The sequence below is a fragment of the Sporosarcina sp. P34 genome, from assembly GCF_002743375.1.
In the GTDB taxonomy this organism is placed as follows: Bacteria; Bacillota; Bacilli; order Bacillales_A; family Planococcaceae; genus Sporosarcina.
Window position 1 is genome coordinate 650,957 of the sequence record NZ_PDZC01000001.1, and the last position, 19,336, is coordinate 670,292.

The 19,336-nt window shown below is 43.5% G+C and carries 17 protein-coding genes and 1 pseudogene; 13 read left to right on the forward strand and 5 right to left on the reverse strand.

The genetic code is table 11. The features are described 5' to 3' along the window. The first annotated feature begins 32 nt into the window (after positions 1-32). Together meaB and CSV63_RS03430 are read left to right on the forward strand one after the other, a co-directional pair. Positions 33-1,082 (forward strand): methylmalonyl Co-A mutase-associated GTPase MeaB, encoded by a 1,050-nt coding sequence (gene meaB, locus CSV63_RS03425; protein ID WP_099694645.1) that lies wholly within the window; start codon positions 33-35, stop codon positions 1,080-1,082. 117 nt (positions 1,083-1,199) lie between these two features. Then, positions 1,200-1,640 carry a BrxA/BrxB family bacilliredoxin gene (locus CSV63_RS03430; RefSeq protein WP_099694556.1) on the forward strand — a complete coding sequence of 147 codons (441 nt, stop codon included), beginning with the start codon at positions 1,200-1,202 and terminating at the stop codon, positions 1,638-1,640. Between the two features lie 171 nt (positions 1,641-1,811). Here CSV63_RS03430 and prli42 read toward each other — a convergent pair whose 3' ends face one another. Further along, complete coding sequence (prli42, locus tag CSV63_RS16430; RefSeq protein WP_155979530.1) at positions 1,812-1,907, reverse strand: stressosome-associated protein Prli42; 96 nt, start codon at positions 1,905-1,907, stop codon at positions 1,812-1,814. A gap of 123 nt (positions 1,908-2,030) precedes the next feature. Between prli42 and mce the strand changes: the two genes are divergently transcribed. The 6 genes from mce to rnz all read left to right on the forward strand — a co-directional run bounded on the left by mce (position 2,031) and on the right by rnz (position 7,896). Continuing rightward, positions 2,031-2,441: a methylmalonyl-CoA epimerase gene (mce, locus tag CSV63_RS03435; RefSeq protein WP_099694557.1), complete on the forward strand. Its 411-nt coding sequence runs from the start codon at positions 2,031-2,033 to the stop codon at positions 2,439-2,441. Further along, positions 2,442-3,989 (forward strand): acyl-CoA carboxylase subunit beta, encoded by a 1,548-nt coding sequence (locus CSV63_RS03440; protein ID WP_099694558.1) that lies wholly within the window; start codon positions 2,442-2,444, stop codon positions 3,987-3,989. An 18-nt stretch (positions 3,990-4,007) separates the two neighbouring features. Further along, entirely contained in the window at positions 4,008-5,132 is a 1,125-nt protein-coding gene (locus CSV63_RS03445) for a M20/M25/M40 family metallo-hydrolase (protein WP_099694559.1), read from the forward strand. A gap of 36 nt (positions 5,133-5,168) precedes the next feature. Further along, complete coding sequence (locus tag CSV63_RS03450) at positions 5,169-5,633, forward strand: chemotaxis protein CheW (protein WP_199203587.1); 465 nt, start codon at positions 5,169-5,171, stop codon at positions 5,631-5,633. A gap of 108 nt (positions 5,634-5,741) precedes the next feature. Next, complete coding sequence (locus CSV63_RS03455) at positions 5,742-6,932, forward strand: DNA polymerase IV (RefSeq protein WP_099694560.1); 1,191 nt, start codon at positions 5,742-5,744, stop codon at positions 6,930-6,932. Positions 6,933-6,948: 16 nt separating this feature from the next. After that, positions 6,949-7,896 (forward strand): ribonuclease Z, encoded by a 948-nt coding sequence (rnz, locus tag CSV63_RS03460; protein WP_099694561.1) that lies wholly within the window; start codon positions 6,949-6,951, stop codon positions 7,894-7,896. Positions 7,897-8,321: 425 nt separating this feature from the next. Here the strand turns inward: rnz and proC are convergent, their stop codons facing one another. From proC to CSV63_RS03480, 3 genes are all read right to left on the reverse strand, one after another. Continuing rightward, a complete protein-coding gene (gene proC / locus CSV63_RS03470) occupies positions 8,322-9,131 on the reverse strand; it encodes a pyrroline-5-carboxylate reductase (protein WP_099694563.1) in 810 nt (269 codons plus the stop codon). Between the two features lie 307 nt (positions 9,132-9,438). Beyond that, positions 9,439-10,545: a TFIIB-type zinc ribbon-containing protein gene (locus tag CSV63_RS03475; RefSeq protein WP_099694564.1), complete on the reverse strand. Its 1,107-nt coding sequence runs from the start codon at positions 10,543-10,545 to the stop codon at positions 9,439-9,441. 10 nt (positions 10,546-10,555) lie between these two features. Next, positions 10,556-11,695, reverse strand: coding sequence for an SPFH domain-containing protein (locus CSV63_RS03480; RefSeq protein WP_099694565.1), 1,140 nt, complete (start codon positions 11,693-11,695; stop codon positions 10,556-10,558). Positions 11,696-11,886: 191 nt separating this feature from the next. Here CSV63_RS03480 and CSV63_RS03485 point away from each other — a divergent pair, with 191 nt between their 5' ends. The 5 genes from CSV63_RS03485 (at position 11,887) to CSV63_RS03505 (ending at position 18,500) form a co-directional block, all read left to right on the forward strand. Beyond that, positions 11,887-12,828 carry an MBL fold metallo-hydrolase gene (locus CSV63_RS03485; RefSeq protein ID WP_099694566.1) on the forward strand — a complete coding sequence of 314 codons (942 nt, stop codon included), beginning with the start codon at positions 11,887-11,889 and terminating at the stop codon, positions 12,826-12,828. Next, positions 12,815-13,570, forward strand: coding sequence for an SDR family NAD(P)-dependent oxidoreductase (locus CSV63_RS03490; RefSeq protein ID WP_099694567.1), 756 nt, complete (start codon positions 12,815-12,817; stop codon positions 13,568-13,570). Before CSV63_RS03485 ends, CSV63_RS03490 begins: the two co-directional genes overlap by 14 nt. Before the next feature lie 559 nt (positions 13,571-14,129). Next, a complete protein-coding gene (locus tag CSV63_RS03495; RefSeq protein WP_158233905.1) occupies positions 14,130-15,395 on the forward strand; it encodes a YbfB/YjiJ family MFS transporter in 1,266 nt (421 codons plus the stop codon). Between the two features lie 428 nt (positions 15,396-15,823). After that, the gene (locus tag CSV63_RS03500; protein ID WP_099694569.1) at positions 15,824-16,552 is read left to right on the forward strand and encodes a Fic family protein; all 729 of its coding nucleotides are present in this window, start codon (positions 15,824-15,826) and stop codon (positions 16,550-16,552) included. 268 nt (positions 16,553-16,820) lie between these two features. Then, entirely contained in the window at positions 16,821-18,500 is a 1,680-nt protein-coding gene (locus CSV63_RS03505) for a hypothetical protein (protein WP_099694570.1), read from the forward strand. Positions 18,501-18,638: 138 nt separating this feature from the next. Here the strand turns inward: CSV63_RS03505 and CSV63_RS03510 are convergent. Then, positions 18,639-19,336: pseudogene (locus CSV63_RS03510) on the reverse strand (pseudouridine synthase).

Consider the following 19,336-nt stretch of genomic DNA (forward strand, 5'->3'; position numbering starts at 1 on the left):
CAGAAAAACAAAACGGACGAGATGAATCAGCCATGCATGTGATGCGCGGAATAGAATCCACACATGATGGATTTGTTGCCTCTTCACGTAAACGCTTTGTTAAAAAAGATCCATCTCATAAAAACTTGGATGTATTGCAACAGGAAATAGAAAATGGTTCTCGCTTGTATTTAGCGCGTGGTATTACGTTGCTTGAAAGTACGAAGCCTAGCGATAAGAAGGTCGGTCAGGAAGTGTTGACTAGCCTTCTGCCAAAAACGGGCAACTGTATCCGAATTGGGATTACAGGTGTTCCGGGGGCTGGAAAAAGTACGTTCATCGAGGCGTTCGGTCTAATGCTAGCGGATATGGGTCATAAAGTCGCGGTACTCGCGATTGACCCGAGTTCAACGCTAACAGGTGGAAGTATTTTAGGAGACAAGACGCGTATGGAGGAGTTGGCGCGGCATAAGAATGCTTTTATCCGCCCTTCTCCGTCAGCAGGTACACTTGGTGGTGTGCATAAGAAATCTCGCGAAACGATGTTGCTTTGTGAAGCGGCGGGATACGACGTCATTTTGATTGAAACCGTAGGGGTTGGCCAAGGCGAAACAATTGTACGTGGAATGGTCGATTATTTCTTATTGCTAGTGCTGACTGGTGCTGGTGACGAACTACAAGGAATGAAAAAAGGCATCATGGAACTGACGGATGGTATTGTCGTGCATAAGAATGACGGTGCTAATAAACCGCTAGTCAAGAAAACGGTGCGTGAATATACACGAATTATGCATATGCTGCAACCTGCTTCACCTGAATGGACGTCCAGAGTTCAACCGGTTTCTTCTATAGAAAAGACCGGCTTGGAAGCGGTATGGGAAACGGTTTTGGAATTTGAGAAAGAAATGAAAGATAAGAATCATTGGGACACAAGACGTCAACATCAGACACGCGATTGGTTCCATGCGATGATCCGTGATCACTTAATTGATTCATTTTTCTCAGAGCAAGGACGAAAAACGCAGGTGAAGGCACTGGAGGAAGAATTGCTCGAGGGTCATTTAACCGTAACTGGAGCAATTGATCGATTGTTTTCTTCTTAATTTCTGTAAGGATATGCTATGATTGAAGAGGATAGTCTAACTACTGTCAGGTACGTGTTCAAGCGAAACTGAAGAGGCTATCACAATTATAGAGTACGAGAGAGGAGATATTGTAAAATGACTATGAACTTTGATTTTTACATGAACGATATGACGAACCAAGCGAGAGCCGAAATGGAAGCGAGCGGCTACAAGCAATTGAAAACACCTGAGGACGTAGAGGAAGCATTCAAGCAACCTGGTACGACATTAGTCATGGTCAACTCCGTTTGTGGATGTGCTGGTGGAATCGCTCGTCCAGCGGCTGCACACGCAGTACATTATGACAAGCGTCCCGACCACTTGGTAACGGTATTTGCCGGACAAGATAAAGAAGCAACTGCACAAGCACGTATGCACTTCGGTGAAGATCACATTCCATCTTCTCCATCATTCGCTTTGCTAAAAGACGGCAAACTGATCGGTGAAGTAGGACGTTTCGAAATCGAAGGACATGACCCGATGTCAGTCGTTGTAAATCTTCAAGAACAATTCGAAGAGCACTGCGAAGAACTGTAATAAACAAAAGCGGAATGCGCCGTCTAGTCTCGACAGACGCTGGAGGCCCTGAAGCAAAAGGCCGAACTTGCCTTTTGAATCAGGACCGAAGCGATCCGAGAGACTGGCGCATGTAGCTAGAAGATAATAAAAAACAGTTCGCATATTTTCATATGCGAACTGTCATTTACATTATAAGAACATGCTGAGACCCATGACCATAGTAGATGCGATCATGGCGACGATCATCAAGTAGACCACTGTTTTTTGAATTTTTTTATTACTCATGCAGCAAAGCTCCTTACGCGTTGGAATGGGTTTGACTCTATTTTAACAGAAATAAGGATTTTCACAACTGGAATGGCTAGTATATGTTCATATAGTAGAATCGTAGTAAAAGGGGAATGTGCTATGAATAAGGTAGATCATATAGGGATTGCTGTAAAAAGTATAGATGAATCAATTAACTATTACATAGATACACTCGGATTGACAGTCATGGCTATTGAAGAAGTGGCTAGCCAAGGGGTTAAAGTGGCTTTCATCGATGCTCATAACGTCAAGATCGAGTTACTTGAACCGATGACGGAGACAAGTCCCATTGCGAAGTTTATTGAAAAACGTGGTGAAGGGGTTCACCACATCGCTTTTGGCGTGACGGATATTCGTTCAAGAATGAAGGAATTGGAAGAAAAGGGCGTTCAACTACTTTCAGATGCACCCAAGCCAGGTGCTGGTGGGGCAGAAGTGGCATTTCTGCATCCCAAATCATCATACGGTGTGCTCTATGAATTATGTGAAAAGACAAAGGGGGAAAACTAGATGAACATTTACGATAAAATTAATGAACTTTACGATAAGAAACGCGAAATCGAGTTGGGTGGCGGCGATGAGCGAATCATGAAGCAACACGAAAAAGGTAAGCTTACCGCACGTGAACGTATTGACATACTACTTGATGAAGGTACTTTCGTAGAGTTAAATCCATTCGTTGTTCATCGTACACGTGATTTCGGCATGGACAAGCTAGAAGGACCTGGAGACGGTGTTGTAACAGGTTACGGTAAAATCCACGGACGTCCGGTCTATTTATTCTCCCAAGACTTCACCGTATTTGGTGGAGCGCTAGGTGAAATGCACGCAATGAAAATTGCCAATGTGATGGATTTGGCTGCGAAAAACGGTGCACCATTCATCGGTCTTAACGATTCAGGTGGCGCACGTATCCAGGAAGGTGTATTATCTCTTGACGGTTACGGTGAAATTTTCTACCGCAACGCGATCTATTCCGGAGTTATTCCACAAATTTCTGTTATCCTCGGGCCTTGTGCGGGTGGCGCGGTGTATTCGCCAGCGATCACAGATTTCGTCATTATGACGGATAAAACGAGCCAGATGTTCATCACGGGACCAAAAGTAATTGAAACAGTTACAGGAGAGAAAATTACCTCTGAAGATCTGGGTGGCGCGAAAGTTCATAACACGATCAGTGGTAACGCGCATCTTCGTGGCGCAAGTGAAGAAGAAGTATTGGAAAAAACACGCGAATTATTGACATATCTGCCACAGAACAACACAGAAAAGACACCAATTCAGCCATTTGAAGAACAAGATGATTATCGTCCAGATTTGGCGGATACGGTACCTTACGAAACCATTCGTCCATATGACGTACGCAAAGTATTGGAGCAAGTAGTAGATGAAGGATCATTCTTCGAAATCCAGCCTGAATTCGCAAAGAACGCAGTAGTTGGCTATGCACGTATGAAAGGTGAGACAGTTGGATTTGTCTGTAACCAGCCGAAAGTAATGGCGGGTGGACTAGACATTAACTCTTCTGATAAAATTGCACGTTTCATTCGGACATGTGATTCATTCAATATTCCATTGATCACATTTGAAGATGTTACAGGATTCTTCCCGGGAATCAAGCAAGAGCACGGCGGAATCATTCGCCACGGAGCGAAGATTTTGTATGCTTACTCGGAAGCAACTGTACCAAAAATCACTCTAATCTTACGTAAAGCTTTCGGTGGCGCATACGTAGCCCTGAACTCTAAATCAATCGGTGCAGACCTCGTCTTCGCTTGGCCAAACGCAGAAGTGGCCGTAATGGGTGCTGAAGGTGCAGCGAATATCATCTTCGCGCGCGATATCGCAAGCAGTGAAGATCCGGAAGCAACGCGTACAGCAAAAATCGAAGAATACCGTGAAAAGTTTGCGAATCCATACGTTGCGGCTTCACACGGCATGATCGACGATGTCATTGACCCACGCGAAACGCGTATTAAATTGCTTCAAGGACTTGAAATGATGCGCAATAAGCACGAAGATCGTCCGAAGAAAAAGCACGGCAACATACCTCTATAATCAAAGGAGTCTTTCATCTTGAATACACAACGATTACTTCAAGAATTTTTGGAGTTAGTAAAAATTGATTCAGAAACTAAAAATGAACGAACTATTGCAGATATTCTTACGAAAAAATTGCAAGAACTGGGTTTTGACGTTACGGAAGATGATACAGCGGAAAAGACAGGACATGGAGCGGGCAATTTAATTGCCAACTTGCCAGGTACAGTGGCTGACGCAGATCCGATATTCTTCACATGTCATATGGATACGGTAGTACCAGGACGATCCATTCAGCCAATCGTCAAAGAAGACGGCTATATCTATAGTGACGGTACGACGATTTTAGGTGCAGACGATAAAGCAGGAATTGCCGCTTTACTCGAGATGGCGAAAGTGATCCAAGAGTCAGACAAGCCGCATGGTCCGATCCAGTTCATTATTACAGCTGGGGAAGAAAGTGGATTAGTTGGCGCGAAAGCGATGAATCCTGACTACTTACAAGCAAAGTATGGCTTCGCGATCGATAGCGACGGAGAAGTAGGCGGTATTGTTACGGCGGCCCCTTACCAATCAAAACTATGGACGACGATCTATGGGAAAACGGCTCACGCCGGCGTTGCCCCTGAAAAAGGAATTTCTGCGATCACACTTGCTGCTAAATCTATTGCGGGCATGAAACTTGGCCGAATAGATGAAGAGACGACTGCGAATATCGGTCGGTTTGAAGGGGGTAAAGCAACGAATATCGTTTGCGAAGAGGCTTTCATTTTATCGGAAGTTCGTTCGATTAATCCCGATAAAATGCAGAAACAAATCGACTTGATGGTCGAGAAATTTGCCACGACTTCTAAATCATTAGGTGGCAAAGCTGAGACGACAACAGAACTCATGTATCCTGGTTTCTCAATTGGAGATGACGAAGAAGTCGTGCAAGTCGCGATGAAGTCAATCCGCAACGTAGGACGTGAGCCGAAGATTATGACGAGCGGTGGGGGAAGTGACGGCAACGTTTTCAACGGTATGGGCGTTCCTACTGTGACATTATCTGTTGGGTATGAAGAGATTCATACGAAAAACGAACGTATGCCGATAAAAGAGCTGGAAAAACTGACGGAATTAGTACTTGAGATTGTCGGTCAGGCAATCCACACAGTGTAACAGTCCCAACAAAGAGCCTTGAAAGAAGGTATAACAATGCAAACTGTGATTGTGCGGACAGGCAATGAAGAGTATGCTCTTCCAGTTGAATCGGTGATATCGATCGAGAAGTTGGAGTACGTCACACCGATTCCTCACCTTCCAACGTATTTACTTGGGTTGATGAAATCCCGTGGCGAGCTAGTGCCTATTCTAGATTTACGTCAGATTCTTTATCATCAGGCGACACCGCGTGATATTGAATCCCATGTAGTGGTCGTGAAAACGGATCAGTTAGAAGTTGGGTTACTCGTGTTAGATGCAAAAGAGATCCTTGAATTGCCGGAAGATCGGTTAACATCTACTGCATTAAAAGCGTATTCCAAAACGCCTTACTTCGTAACCGTAGCGAATCTAGAGGACCGTGTAGTGACTGTCATCGATCCGAATATCATGGCGGATTCACTCCACGGCATGGATGAAATCTCTAGTTATATGAAAGAACAACAGCAATCAAATTAGTAGGCAAACAGAACGTATATTTGATAAAATGGAAAGAGTGGCAGACTGAAGTCGGTTTGCCGCTTTTTGCTATTACATAATTATTTCCTGGGAAAGATAGGTGTTGACATGACGGGTCCGATCATCTCTAATCCACGAGTCATTATGCATCTTGATATGAACAGCTTCTTTGCCTCAGTTGAACAAGCTGCGAATCCTGCATTAAAAGGAATTCCTCTGGCGGTCGCGGGCAACCCGAAAGAACGCAGAGGAATTCTCGTAACCTGTTCATATGAGGCAAGGGCATTTGGCGTTTACACGACGATGACGGTAGGGGAAGCGAAACGACTCTGCCCGAATTTAACGATCGTTCCGCCAAGACATGACCTATACAGACAAATGTCCCAATCGGTTTTTGATATTTTGCGAAGCTATACGGAATGGGTCGAACCTGTTTCCATTGATGAAGCGTATATCGATACGACCGATATTGGCGGTTTGACACGTGCGTACGACTTGGCGCTGGAAATTCAAATGCGTATTTTAGCAGAACTGGATCTACCTTGTTCGATTGGCATTGCACCGAATAAATTCCTTGCGAAAACAGCATCTGATTTTAAAAAACCAATGGGTATTACTATTTTACGTAAACGAGAAGTGCCGAATAAGTTGTGGCCGTTACCCGTCATTGAAATGCATGGCATCGGCAAACGGACGGAAGAGAAATTGCATAGTAAAGGGATTAAGACGATAGGTGACTTGGCTACTGCCGAAAAAATCACGTTGGAAGCGTTGCTTGGTAAAAATGGCTTGCGCCTTAAACAACGGGCAAACGGAATCGATACACGACCTGTCGATCCCGAAAGTGCGGAAGAACGTAAAAGTATTGGCAGCTCGACGACGTTGCCTGTTGATCTAACGGAACTAGAAGATTGTATTCCGATTTTTGAACGGCTTGCGAAACGAGTAGCGGCACGACTGGAAACGAAACGGTTGGCCGGAATGACCATCAGTATTCAAATGCGCTATGCCGACTGGCAAAATGCCACAAGAAGTAGAACGCTCCAACAAGCCATCTATCTTGAGGAAGATATTACAGAAGTAGCCATTCAATTATTCCAGCAACACTGGGACTACGAGCCCATTCGCTTGCTAGGCATTACGGCGACGAATGTCATGGAACGATCTGAAATGGTCAAGCAACTGACATTCGATAATTATGAGCAGCAACAAAAGGAATATGAAATGGATCAATTGATGTCGAGTCTGACGCAGCGTTTCGGAGATGGTATTATTAAAAAAGGATATACGAAGAAATAGCAAGGAGGCAAAGCATGTGGATATAGAATTTCTTGGGACAGGTGCAGGGATGCCGTCAAAACAGCGCAATACATCCGCACTCGTCTTGGATTTGACAGATGAAAATAAAGAAAACTGGCTATTCGATTGTGGAGAAGCGACACAGCATCAATTGCTACACAGCGCGATCAAGCCGAAGAAGATTACGAAAATCTTCATTACCCATTTGCATGGCGACCATATTTTCGGCTTACCGGGATTTCTCAGCTCACGGGCATTTTTAGGTGGAGATGATCCAGTGGATATTTACGGTCCCGCAGGCTTAAAAGAGTGGCTACAGCACACCTATAAATTGACGGGAACGTATTTGCCTTACAAGTTGAATGTGCATGAAATCCACGATGGCTTGATTCTCGAGACAGATGAATTCAAAGTCTATGCCAAAGAAGTCCAACACGTCATTCAAAGTTTTGGCTTCCGTATTGAACAAAAAGAGTTACCAGGTACATTATTGATCGACAAAGCGATGGAACAAGGCGTTCCGAAAGGTCCGCTGTTGCAACGGTTGAAAGACGGTTTTGACGTAGAGCTCGAAAATGGGCAGACAGTCTACAGTCAAGATGTTACGACAGATAAGAAAAAAGGCTTCGTCATTACGGTCATTGGGGATACATCGTACTGCCAAGCTTCGGTTGAACTGGCACAAGACGCTGATATTTTGATTCACGAAGCGACGTTTACGGATGAGTATGCAGCAGGCGCAAAAGAATTCGGTCATTCAACAATTGTCGAAGCAGCGACTATCGCGAAAGAAGCAAATGCGAAAAACCTTATTGCCAACCATATAAGCTCACGTTTCATGCCAAGTGAAATGCCGGCTTTCTTAGCTGAAGGTACCGAAGTATTCGAGGCGATTTCAATTGCAGATGATTTTACGCGTTATCAGTGGAAACACGGAGAATTACTAAAGCTAGCGAAAAATTAAAGGGCTATCCAAGAAGTCGCCATCCCAGTGACTTTTTGTGATCGGCCTTTTTTTGATTGATGTAAATGTATTAAAGCTCTATGTTACTGCGTATCCGCTCTATAAAGGGACTTGAGCGCTCTATCGCGCTTCATGAACGCTCTATCGTGTATCCCAGGCGCTCTATACAGCTTCATAAACGCTCTATCGGACATCCCAGGCGCTCTATCCGATCTCATAAACGCTCTATCGGGCATCCCAGGCGCTCTATACAGCTTCATAAACGCTCTATCGGACATCCCAGGTGCTCTATCCGATCTCATAAACGCTCTATCGGGCATCCCAGGCGCTCTATCTAGCCCCGCAACCGCTCATAACGCTCCTTATTCCGCTCAGTAAAAAAAGACGCTCGGAGAAATTATTTCCCGAAGCGTCGTATACCAATATTATTTCACAGCGCCCAATTGACGTGAACGGTGTTCCGCACTAATCAAGCAATCCGAAATAATGGTCTTGAAGTTGTGGTCTTCTAGCGATCGCAACCCGGCTGCTGTCGTACCGCCAGGGCTCGTTACATTTTCGCGTAATATACTAGGCTCTTCGCCAGTTATCTTCAACATGGACGCAGCACCGTAGATCGTTTGAACGATCAATTCACGTGCATCCGCTGAATTTAGGCCTTGCGCAACCGCTGCTTCTTCCATCGCTTCTACTAAATAGTAGATATACGCAGGACCGCTACCTGAAAGGGCTGTGACCGCATGCAAATCATCTTCTTCGACGACTTTGACAATACCGATTGCACTCAGCAAGCTCAAAATGGATTGTTGCATTCTTTCTGAAACCTTATCATTAAACGCAATCCCACTCGCTGATTTTCCAATGGTCGCAGAAGTATTCGGCATCGAGCGTGCAATCGGACGTTTGCCGAGTCCACTCTCAAATGTATCAATCGAAATTCCCGCGATAACAGAGAGAACCGTCGTATCTTCCCCAAGGTAGGGTGCAATATCGTCCATCACTTTCTCTACATCTTTCGGCTTGGTTGCGAGCACGACTAAGTCGACTTTTTTAATGAAATCACGGTCTTCACATACTTTCGTAATACCGTAACGCGACTCTAGTTCATCTAAACGTTCTGCATCTGAACGATTCATGACATAGACATTTTCTTCATATATGACGCGTTTCTTAATAATTCCTGCAATAATTGCTTCTGCCATTTGACCGGCACCTACAAATAAAATCTTTTCCATGTCTAACATCCTCCCAAAAATAAAAAAACGCTCCCGTCCTATGTTTCAGGACGAAAACGCTCGGTTTCCGCGGTGCCACCTAAATTTGCTGTTTACGACAGCACAACTTCGAGTCTTCTTTATCGCAGAAGGTACGGTCGTGTTTCCACGACAGCTCGGAAGGAGGTTCGAAGGGGAGTGGGATACATGACTTGCAGCCTCGGCCATGCTCTCTTCTATCCGTCACCCGTCTACTGATCTTCCTCAATGCCTTTTTCATACTATTTCCATGATTATGTCATGTACTAAATGAAATGTCAAACGACCGTTAGCTGCCGATGAATAAGTAGATGATGAATAAAACGATCAAAATTGAGATGACCAACGAAACGATCTTCATCGCGCTCAGGGGATAATTTCCGGATACTTTCCCCGTTTGCCCATTGACGATGAATTGATAGACTTTTTCCTTGAAATGAAAGGAAGAAATCCAAATCGGCAATAAAATATGTTTATATGTAATATCGGTATAATCTGTTGAGACATTGACCACTTGTACGATATCTCCAGCTACGCTACCCTCGATTCCGTTGACGATCCCTCTGGTCATCACGTCTTTTGCTTGTGCAAATCCTTGTTGTAACGAAACGGAATAGCGCTCAGCAAGGAAGCCAGACATGTATTCCACTTTATAATCGGTCAGACTCGTTAATTGGAAAGGCTGTACTTTCTGCAATAATTTTGGATCGACTGTGCTGGATGCTTTGATTAGAACGTCATCAAAGAACTCACGATAAGTACCGCTTTCCTGATGCCAACGGATTTTTTGCACTTGCTCGGTCACTTGTCTCGCCTTACCATCCTCATAGACCGTCCGTGTTTCGGTGACATAATAGTAATTCCCGACACGTACGACATAGTGTGACTGTGTCTGACTATCATACGTCCAGTAAGGTAAATAAGCGCCGGATAGTTTATTCATTCGATAATTCTTCTTCAATTCGTTCGGTGCGAAGAAGTGCCCTTTAATCCAGTCCTTGAACTTCGCCTGTGCTTGTGCCTCCGAAACTTGAAACGGAATCAATAACCCCGGTTGTATACCGGCGTCATGATTCGTAATCGATATGTGTGAAGATCCGCAAAATGAACAGAAATCTGCGACAATATGTGCGTCCAATACGGATTCTGCTCCACAACTGCTACAGGAAAAAACACGTTTCTCTTCATTCCATAGATGTTGAAGATTATTTCCCGCTTCCTTAAAATCCAGTTCCACATGGTGGTCGAACGTTGCTTCGATTGGCATTTCGTGACTACAGAATGGACATTTTAAGCCGCGTGTTTCCGGATGATATTCTGTGTTGCCGCCACAAGAAGGGCATTTGATATTTTCAGTATCTTCTACAACTGTGTGTTGTTCATCAAATGAAGTCAATGTCCATCCCTCACTTTTCGTCTAACGTCTCACCACATTCTGCGCAGAATTTTGCACCCGGCAGATTGGCATGGGAGCAAGCGGGACATTTTTTCTCGGTGGCTTGAGATGTACCGCAGTGACTGCAGAACTTCGCGTCTTTTGGAATCAAAGTTTCACATGTAACGCATGGTATTTTATCCGCTTCAACTGATTTTCCACATTGACCGCAGAACTTGGCATCGGCGTTGATCGTGGCCTGACAATGTGGACAGGATTTCGTTGCAACTTGTGCTTGAGGTTGCTGCGGTTGGTTCTGATTCATCGCATTTGCCATGACTTGACCCATGCCCATACCAGCCCCCATCCCGACACCTGCGCCCGCCATGCCACCTTCGTTCTGTGCTGCATCGCGCATCGCTTCAGCCGCCTGATATTGCTGATAGTGCTGCATATTACCGAGCACGCCCATAGAGGTACGTTTGTCCATCGCTTCTTCTACTTCTTTTGGTAGCGACAAATTTTCAATATAGAGTGAGGTGATCTCGAAACCGAATGCAGCGAAACGAGACAACATCTTCTCTTTACCTTTTTCGCTTAATTCGTCGTAATGCATCGATAGATCAAGCGCAGGTATTTGTGATTCTGCGAATAAATCGGATAATCCAGAAATGATCATTTTCTTTAGATGACCTTCGACGGAATTCGTGTCATATGAACTGTTCGTTCCAAATAGTTCCCGCAAAAATACGGTAGGATCTGCTACGCGATACGAATAAATTCCGTAACCACGAAGACGGATCATGCCGAAATCTGGGTCACGCATCATAATGGGGTTCGATGTGCCCCATTTTTGATTGATGAATTGCTTTGTATTAATAAAATATACTTCCGCTTTAAATGGTGAATCAAAGCCGTATTTCCACGATTTCAATTTTGTCAGGATGGGCATATTCTGCGTATACAAAATATGACGTCCCGGTCCAAATACGTCCGCAATTTCCCCTTCGTTGACGAAGATCGCGACTTGCGACTCCCTAACCGTCAGCTCTGCCCCCATTTTAATTTCATTATTATGCACGGGAAATTGATAAACTAACGTATTGGTATCCTGTGCTTGCCACTCGATTACTTCGATAAATTGGTTTTTGAACATATTAAAAAATCCCATTTTCATCCCTCCAACTCGACATCATGATGTCTATCATGCGATTTCCTGTAGTATACCATACGAAGAATAGACAAAATGGTTTCATTTTAGATGAAATATCTTTCGGTAAATGACCAATCAACGCGTGACGCACATGGAAATAAAGAGTACAATAGACTGAACAGTCATTCATTTAATAGGGGGAACAGAAAATGATCACAAAAATGAGTACGCCTACGCCATTTGCGGTAGGTGACGTGAACTGCTTTTTACTAAAAGGCGACACGCTAACATTGGTAGACGCGGCAACAAAAACGCCAGAAGCGCGTGAAGTGTTGCAGATGAAATTAAAAGAACTGGGCTATACGTTTCATGATATAGAGCAAGTTTTCGTCACGCATCACCATCCCGATCATTGCGGATTGATCGAGATGTTTGACCGCGCGGAAATCCTCGGTCATCCGTATTTAAACTTCTGGCTATCACGCGATGCAGAGTTTATGGATCGTCATGACCGCTTCTATGAACAATCATTAATAGAAGAAGGTGTGCCCGAGCAATATTTTAAGTGGGTAAAACGTTTCCGTCGATCAGTCGATTTGATGGGAGGGCGTCCCGTTGATCGCATGATGAATGAAGGGGACGATCTGCCAGGACATCCAGGCTGGAAAATCCAAGAGTCTTTAGGTCACGCACAAAGTCATTTATCGTTATTCAATGAAAGAGAAGGCATTCTAATCGGTGGCGATTTGTTGCTAGAAAAAGTGTCATCCAATCCATTAATTGAGCCACCGTTTAAGAAAGAGCACGGACGTCCGAAATCATTGCTTCAATACAATGCATCACTACAACGTTTGTTGGATTTACCGGTGTCACTCGTGTACGGAGGTCATGGCGGAGAGATTACCAATGCTCATGAACTGATAACTGAACGCTTGGCGAAACAGCATGATCGCGCCATGAAAGTTCTCGCTATGTTAGATGAATCGAAGACGGTCTTTGACGTAACGAAACTACTATTCCCGGCAGTTTATGAAAAAGAGTTGGGACTGACGCTGTCTGAAACGATCGGGCAGCTAGATTATTTAGTGGCGGCAGAATTAATTTCTGAAACGGTCGATTCAGCAGGAGTCCATCAGTATGTCCGTCTCTAAATCTGTGCTGATCACAGGAGCGACGAGTGGAATTGGGTTTGAACTAGCAAAACGTTTGGCGATGTTGAATGATTATCGTGTGATCGCGACAGGTCGCAATGCGAAAGCGTTAGAAGAGTTGCGCGATCTTGGGGTGGAAGGATACTGTGCCGATTTGCGAGACACGAAGCAGCTTGATTGGCTAGTATCTTGCATTGGAACACCTGACCTCATCGTATTTTCTGCTGGAGTAGGGAAGTTCCATTTAGCCCATGAGACAACCGATGAAGACATGGTTGCGATGCTCGAGACCAATGTACTCGTGCCGATGCAACTAACCGCGCGTGTAGTACCTGAAATGATCGAACGAAAGCATGGACATCTCGTCTATATCGGTTCACAGGCAGGGAAAGTAGCAACACCAAAAACATCAGTCTATGCCGCAACGAAACACGCGTTAATTGGCTATACGAATGCCGTACGTATGGAAGTCGCACCCTATGACGTCGATGTATCCGTCATCCATCCAGGGCCGATCGATACACCGTTTATCGAGCTCGCAGACGTCACTGGTGGCTACAAACAAGCAATGGGTAGCCAGTTGTTGACGGTGGATACGGTGGTGCGCGCTGTTATGGAAACCATCGAACGACCTAGACGCGAAGTGAACTTGCCAAAAATCACAGGTCTGACAAGCAGGCTGTATGCGTTGGCACCTAGTATAGTAGAAACCATTGGGAAGCCATTTTTCTATAAGAAGTAAGCGGATATGTATAACGCTATTGCTAGAAGTCGTGACAATACGACTTTTGGCGACAGCGCTTTTTGTAATGGGGGAATAAAATAGATGATACTACCGGACCCACTATAAAGTTGGCGGATGACTCCTGCGTTTGGTTAGTAGGTATTCTTTACATGTAAAATTATCTAGAAGAATAAACTAGTTGATCTTCGTTTCAGGCGGCGACTCCAGCGGGAACAGCGCGAGCTGAAAGCCCCGCAGGAACAAAGTGACGAGGAGATTGAAGCCGTGCCCGCGGAAAGCGTCCGCCTGGAGCGTCGATCAACGGTGCCATCCCGCTCCCTTTTCACATCGAGTTTAAAATAACATTATTATGTAAACAAGAATACGCTTCAAATAAAGAAGTTGGAATATTCTATCATGAATGCTATAGTGTACATACTAGAGTTCACATAGTAGACATAAATTACATATCTCAGACATGTTGCCAAGACTACTAAGATAAAACACCCTGACGCCATTCTGAGTGAATTCTTTCACAGTGAATTTCTTTATGAACGGAGGAAAGGGTGAGATTCGTATGTTGGCTACAGAACACGAACAAAACATTTGGAAATACGCATTTGCGAGCGTCGCCGTTACGGTCAGTTCTCTCGGCTTTGGACGGATGTCGTATGGAATTATTATGCCTTTCATGAAAGAGAACCTCGCAATGACCTATAAACAAGCGGGACTGCTCGCAACAACAGTATCGATTGGCTATTTAATGATGGTGATCTTTGTCGGATTGCTAGTGACTAAATACGGAGCGAAAAAGCTTGTGATTTTTGGAACGGGGCTCGTTGCATTCGGACTATTTATGTTATCACTTGTCGCTAGCTATGGCTGGACACTTTTCGCCATGCTATTGCTCGGAATTGGGACCGCCTTCACCTATACACCGCTCATTACGATACTTGTCGGCTGGTTTCCGAGGAAGCGCGGTATGCTTATTGGCTTTCTTGTGGGTGGCATGGGATTAGGAACGCTGATTTCAAGCGCCTTAATTCCGTTCTTCACTACATGGTTCGGCGATATGGGCTGGCGCTACCTATGGTTCGTCTACGGTGCTTTGTCGATCATATCGATCATCATCGCGACGATTATTTTGCGAGATCCACCGATTCCGTTACTACCTAAGGAAATGCAGAAACGTTCATTTTGGACGAAAGTATACTTCAATAAACGCGTACTTCGTGTCGCATTCATCTATGGACTCGTTGGATTCGCCTATTTGGTACCGCAAAGCTTTTTATTCAGCTATATTCTTGAAGTAGGCCTGACGAAGTTCCAGGCAGGCCAAATTATGGCGATCAGCGGGATTATGTCAATTTTCAGTGGACCTTTGTGGGGCGGAGTTTCTGATCGTATCGGACGAAAATCTGCATTGCTTGCGACACTTGGAATCGGTGCAGTTTCACTTATCGTTCCAGTTATTTTCCCCGTGTATATTGGGCTTGTCGTTAGTCAATTCCTCTGGGGTACAACGATTGTCGGGATGCTGTCGCTCTGCCAAGCATTATCTACAGAACAAGTTCATCCGACGTACGCACCTGTTGCACTAGGCTATGTAACGTTCTTCTTCGCGGCAGGGCAGTTACTTGGACCGGGCATGGGTGGCTGGATCATCGACCGCTTCCAGCAGATCCCGCTTGCACTCATTATGTGCAGTGTACTACTCGCTTTGGCGTTCTTGCTGACGATTCGAATGAACGCGCATGCGGTAGATGTAGATGTGACGGCATTAGAAGCGAAGCCTGTTTTAAAAAGTCTATGTCTGGAGGAGGCTTCTGCGGAGGAATTGTGAATCTTGTGGAAGTTGCCGTATGGTCAACTGAAATTAGACTTTGTCCATATGCTTCTTACTGCACATGTGATACGTAAACGTATACTAGAAGAAATATAGGCGCTGACATTCCGGTAAAGGAATGTCAGCGCCTTTTGAAAAATAGCAGGTGTTAGAGTGATTCGAAACTTTTTTGTGAGTAAAGACGAGACCCGGAACCAGCTAGATCATCTTGGATTGGCAGACCGTTGTTGTCCTACTGGTGCGACAGTTGTACGGATTTCTCGTAACTGCTAAATAAACGAATAGTAGAATTTGAGATGTCACGTATACGTTGAAACAGTCTTAGTTAACCATACTTTTCAAGAAGGGTTGATTTAAGTGTAGAATATTTTCGATATACAGTACAATAATAGAAAAGCTCTATATGTAAGTGGGAGGTTACTGATATGTTTAAAGTCGCAAATGAAAAAAAGTCAAAATTAGATGCTGCTCGTCCCTTGCCTAAATATACTTTGAAAAGTTTACGAGAAAAGTTATTTCTAGAGTGGACCTATAATTCGAATGCCATTGAAGGAAACACATTAACTATGAACGAAACGAAAGTGGTCCTTGAAGGGATTACGATTGGCGGTAAAACATTTAGAGAACATTTGGAAGTAGTTAATCATCGTGATGCTATTACGTATGTCGAAGAAATTGTTCAAATGAATGAAACACTTTCAGAATGGCAAATAAAAAATCTGCATCGTTTAGTGCTGAAAGGAATACATGATGAGTATGCAGGTGTATACCGTCAAGAACAAGTTTTTATTGCTGGTGCTAGACATAGACCACCCGCACATTATCTGATTCAAGAAAAAATGGATCAAATGATGAATTGGTATCGTAACGAAGGTGTCGATCTTCATCCTGTAGAGCGTGGAGCTATGTTGCATGCTATTTTTGTTGGCATCCATCCCTTTATAGATGGAAATGGGCGTACCTCAAGACTGTTGCTTAATTTAGAACTAATGAAAGAGGGATTCCCTCCAGTCGTTATTAAAGTGGAAAATCGATTGGCATATTATGATGCACTTGACAAAGCGCATACAACAGAAGATTATAAAGATTTCATAGCATTAGTAGAACATGAAGTAGAAGACTCTCTCGACTTATATCTAAGTACAATAAGTTAAAATCTCTCCATATTGAAGTACCCTGTTCAGTTCACTGGTAAAAAACGCAATTACACAACAATGAGTCTCTATTTTTTTAGAATGGGGACTCTTTGTTGTGTAACTCTGTATTAACCCTTGAGGCTGAAAAAATTCTTTTGGAAAGGCCCCCTGATCATTACACGCTAAATATCCCGTTCTTTAGTTGAATTAAATATGAAACAATTTCCTACCTTATCCGTATACGTAGTATGAAACAAAATCTTGTAACCGGAAAAGAGTGTTAATTATGTTAAGTTTATTACTATTTTCATTACTTGTAGGGGTTGTCGCGAGTGCTATTATTGTTCCATTCCTCTCTGTAAATAACAAAAAAGAACCGTTATCGTTTAACCGGTGGGTCGCTTTCGGGACACTTACTGTCATCAGTATGATGGGCGTATTCCTATTTTATTACGTGACAAATTTAGATCGTAATTGGACATCGCTATGGGCATTGTTCCTCGTCGTCGCTATTTTAGGGGCAGTTGTTTCGCAAGGTATCGAGCGGAAAATTAAAATGGTTGTGTCATTGGCAGCATTACTTATTGGCGTGTATGTGTTAAGTGCACCTCTTTTCAACGCAAATAAAAAGTATGAAACCGTTGCGATGACGCAGAAAGTTGAAATTACAGCGTTTGATGAAACGAAAACGCCAGCCAGTGTACCACCGAAGTTTGCACGCAATAAAATGAAAAAAGCGTTTGGTCAAGTACCGGATACGAGCTATTATGAACTGGGGCATTTACAAATTCAAAAAGTGAATGACCAATTTGTCTATATTGCGCCTGTTGAGTTTTCAGGATTTTTCAAATGGTTTAACGGTAAAACGACACCTGGGTATTTCACGATGAGTGCAACGGATTCATCAGATAATCCGAAATTTATTAAAACGGAAATGGCGTATACGACGTCTTCATACTTCCATAAAAAAGTGTATCGTAAAATGCGTATGGAAATGCCAGATTTAATCTTTTACGGAGATGTTCAATTGGAAATTGATGATGAAGGGAAGCCGCATTATATTCGCACGTATGGAGAATTCATTTCGGCACGTAACGGGTTTAACGCCAAAGGAATTGTCATGTTGAATCCTGAAACGGGCGCTACGAAGAAATATGCATTACAAGACGTGCCTGAATTTATTAACGGAGCCATTTCACCTGAAGCGGTTAGTCTTCAAAATAGTTATTTCGGGAAGTATATCCATGGTTTTTGGAATTCACTAGTTGGCAAAAAAGATGTAAAGATTCCTTCAGATGAAGGGACAGAAGCCAATGTTAGCCCGATTTTTGATGCGGATGGACATATGTATTACTTTACGGATTTCACGAGTCCAAAAGAAGGTGTAGACTCGATGCTTGGGTATGCATTGACAGATGGTCGAACAGGGAAAGCGACGTATTATACGGGAGATTTGGAAGAGTCCTATATGGATTCACAAGGTGCGCTTCAGATCATTGAAAAGAAGTTTATCGAGAAGAAGTGGAACGGGGAAATGCCTGTCTTGTATAACTTCTACGGTGAAGCCAGCTGGTTGACGCCGGTACTTGATTCAAATGGATTCCTGCAAAATTACTTCATTGTTTCCGCTGCGAATCCTGAAATCTCAGTATTTGCGAATTCACCAAATGAAGCGTTGAAATTGTATAAAACGGCACTTCAACGGGGCGGCAGTACAGTAGATGGAAGTTCCAATGCAGAAGAAGCGAAAGCAACGATTACAGCCATGCGCGTGTTTAAAGAACGCGTCGGTGATTTTACACTCGTTTCAATTCTCGCAAAAGACGGTCGGAATTTCCTTGTTTCATCGGAAGTTGAACCTCTTTCAATTTATGTGGAAGAAGGCGATCAGCTAACGGTGACGTATTTAGAAACGGGTGAGTTATTCTTACCTGTGAAGGAATTGGTGAATAACAGTATGAAATAAATAATGGGGAAAAGGCCTGATAGCGCATTCGCGTTGTCAGGCTATTTTTATAAAGAGTTCCATTTCAAGCTTTTGATTACTGTAAGTCATTAATAAATAAAAAAGTTTTACATTAATGAAACGATAACTCTATAAAAGTTATCGTTTCAACCCCGCTATCTCTTCTTCAGTCAAGTAACGCCACTGGCCCCGTGCCAATGAACCGAGCTCAATATGCTTGATTCGAACCCTTTGCAAGTGTGTAACGGTATATTGAAACCGTCTGCACATTCTGCGGATTTGTCGATTCAATCCTTGAGTTAACGTAATACGAAACGTGAAGTCGTCGAGCGCAGTTACGGGACAAGAATTAGTCGTCGTATAGCTTTTCGTTCTTGGATTATAAATATTTACACCGTTTGATAAGTCCTCTATAAAAGAATTCGTTATTTTTTTATCGACCATCACCACATACTCTTTTTCCTGATGGTTTTCGTCTTTCATTAACTCATTTACAATACTTCCATCATTCGTTAATAAAATTAGACCTTCTGTTTCTTTATCCAAACGTCCAACAGGAAATATACGTTCAGGATACGATATAAAGTCAATAATATTACCGGCAATAGTAGGCGAAGCGGTACAAGTAATCCCGCTTGGTTTATTAAGTATTATATATATGTCTTGTGCGGTGTGCGTGATGGCGTGCCCGTCGACTTCAACATGATCATGATCTTTAACAAAATACACATGCGATGCAATCTCGCCATTCACTAGAACTTTTCAGCCGTAATATAGCGCTCTGCTTGTCTTCTGGAACAGAATCCTGAAGAACTAATATATTGATTCAACCTCAA

Excerpts from the sequence above, each read along its gene's own strand:
- meaB (WP_099694645.1), top strand. The coding sequence starts at position 33 with ATGCATGTGATGCGCGGAATAGAATCCACACATGATGGATTTGTTGCC.
- CSV63_RS03430 (WP_099694556.1), top strand. The coding sequence starts at position 1,200 with ATGACTATGAACTTTGATTTTTACATGAACGATATGACGAACCAAGCG.
- prli42 (WP_155979530.1), bottom strand. The coding sequence starts at position 1,907 with ATGAGTAATAAAAAAATTCAAAAAACAGTGGTCTACTTGATGATCGTC.
- mce (WP_099694557.1), top strand. The coding sequence starts at position 2,031 with ATGAATAAGGTAGATCATATAGGGATTGCTGTAAAAAGTATAGATGAA.
- CSV63_RS03440 (WP_099694558.1), top strand. The coding sequence starts at position 2,442 with ATGAACATTTACGATAAAATTAATGAACTTTACGATAAGAAACGCGAA.
- CSV63_RS03450 (WP_199203587.1), top strand. The coding sequence starts at position 5,169 with ATGCAAACTGTGATTGTGCGGACAGGCAATGAAGAGTATGCTCTTCCA.
- CSV63_RS03455 (WP_099694560.1), top strand. The coding sequence starts at position 5,742 with ATGACGGGTCCGATCATCTCTAATCCACGAGTCATTATGCATCTTGAT.
- proC (WP_099694563.1), bottom strand. The coding sequence starts at position 9,131 with ATGGAAAAGATTTTATTTGTAGGTGCCGGTCAAATGGCAGAAGCAATT.
- CSV63_RS03480 (WP_099694565.1), bottom strand. The coding sequence starts at position 11,695 with ATGGGATTTTTTAATATGTTCAAAAACCAATTTATCGAAGTAATCGAG.
- CSV63_RS03485 (WP_099694566.1), top strand. The coding sequence starts at position 11,887 with ATGATCACAAAAATGAGTACGCCTACGCCATTTGCGGTAGGTGACGTG.
- CSV63_RS03490 (WP_099694567.1), top strand. The coding sequence starts at position 12,815 with ATGTCCGTCTCTAAATCTGTGCTGATCACAGGAGCGACGAGTGGAATT.
- CSV63_RS03495 (WP_158233905.1), top strand. The coding sequence starts at position 14,130 with ATGTTGGCTACAGAACACGAACAAAACATTTGGAAATACGCATTTGCG.
- CSV63_RS03500 (WP_099694569.1), top strand. The coding sequence starts at position 15,824 with ATGTTTAAAGTCGCAAATGAAAAAAAGTCAAAATTAGATGCTGCTCGT.
- CSV63_RS03505 (WP_099694570.1), top strand. The coding sequence starts at position 16,821 with ATGTTAAGTTTATTACTATTTTCATTACTTGTAGGGGTTGTCGCGAGT.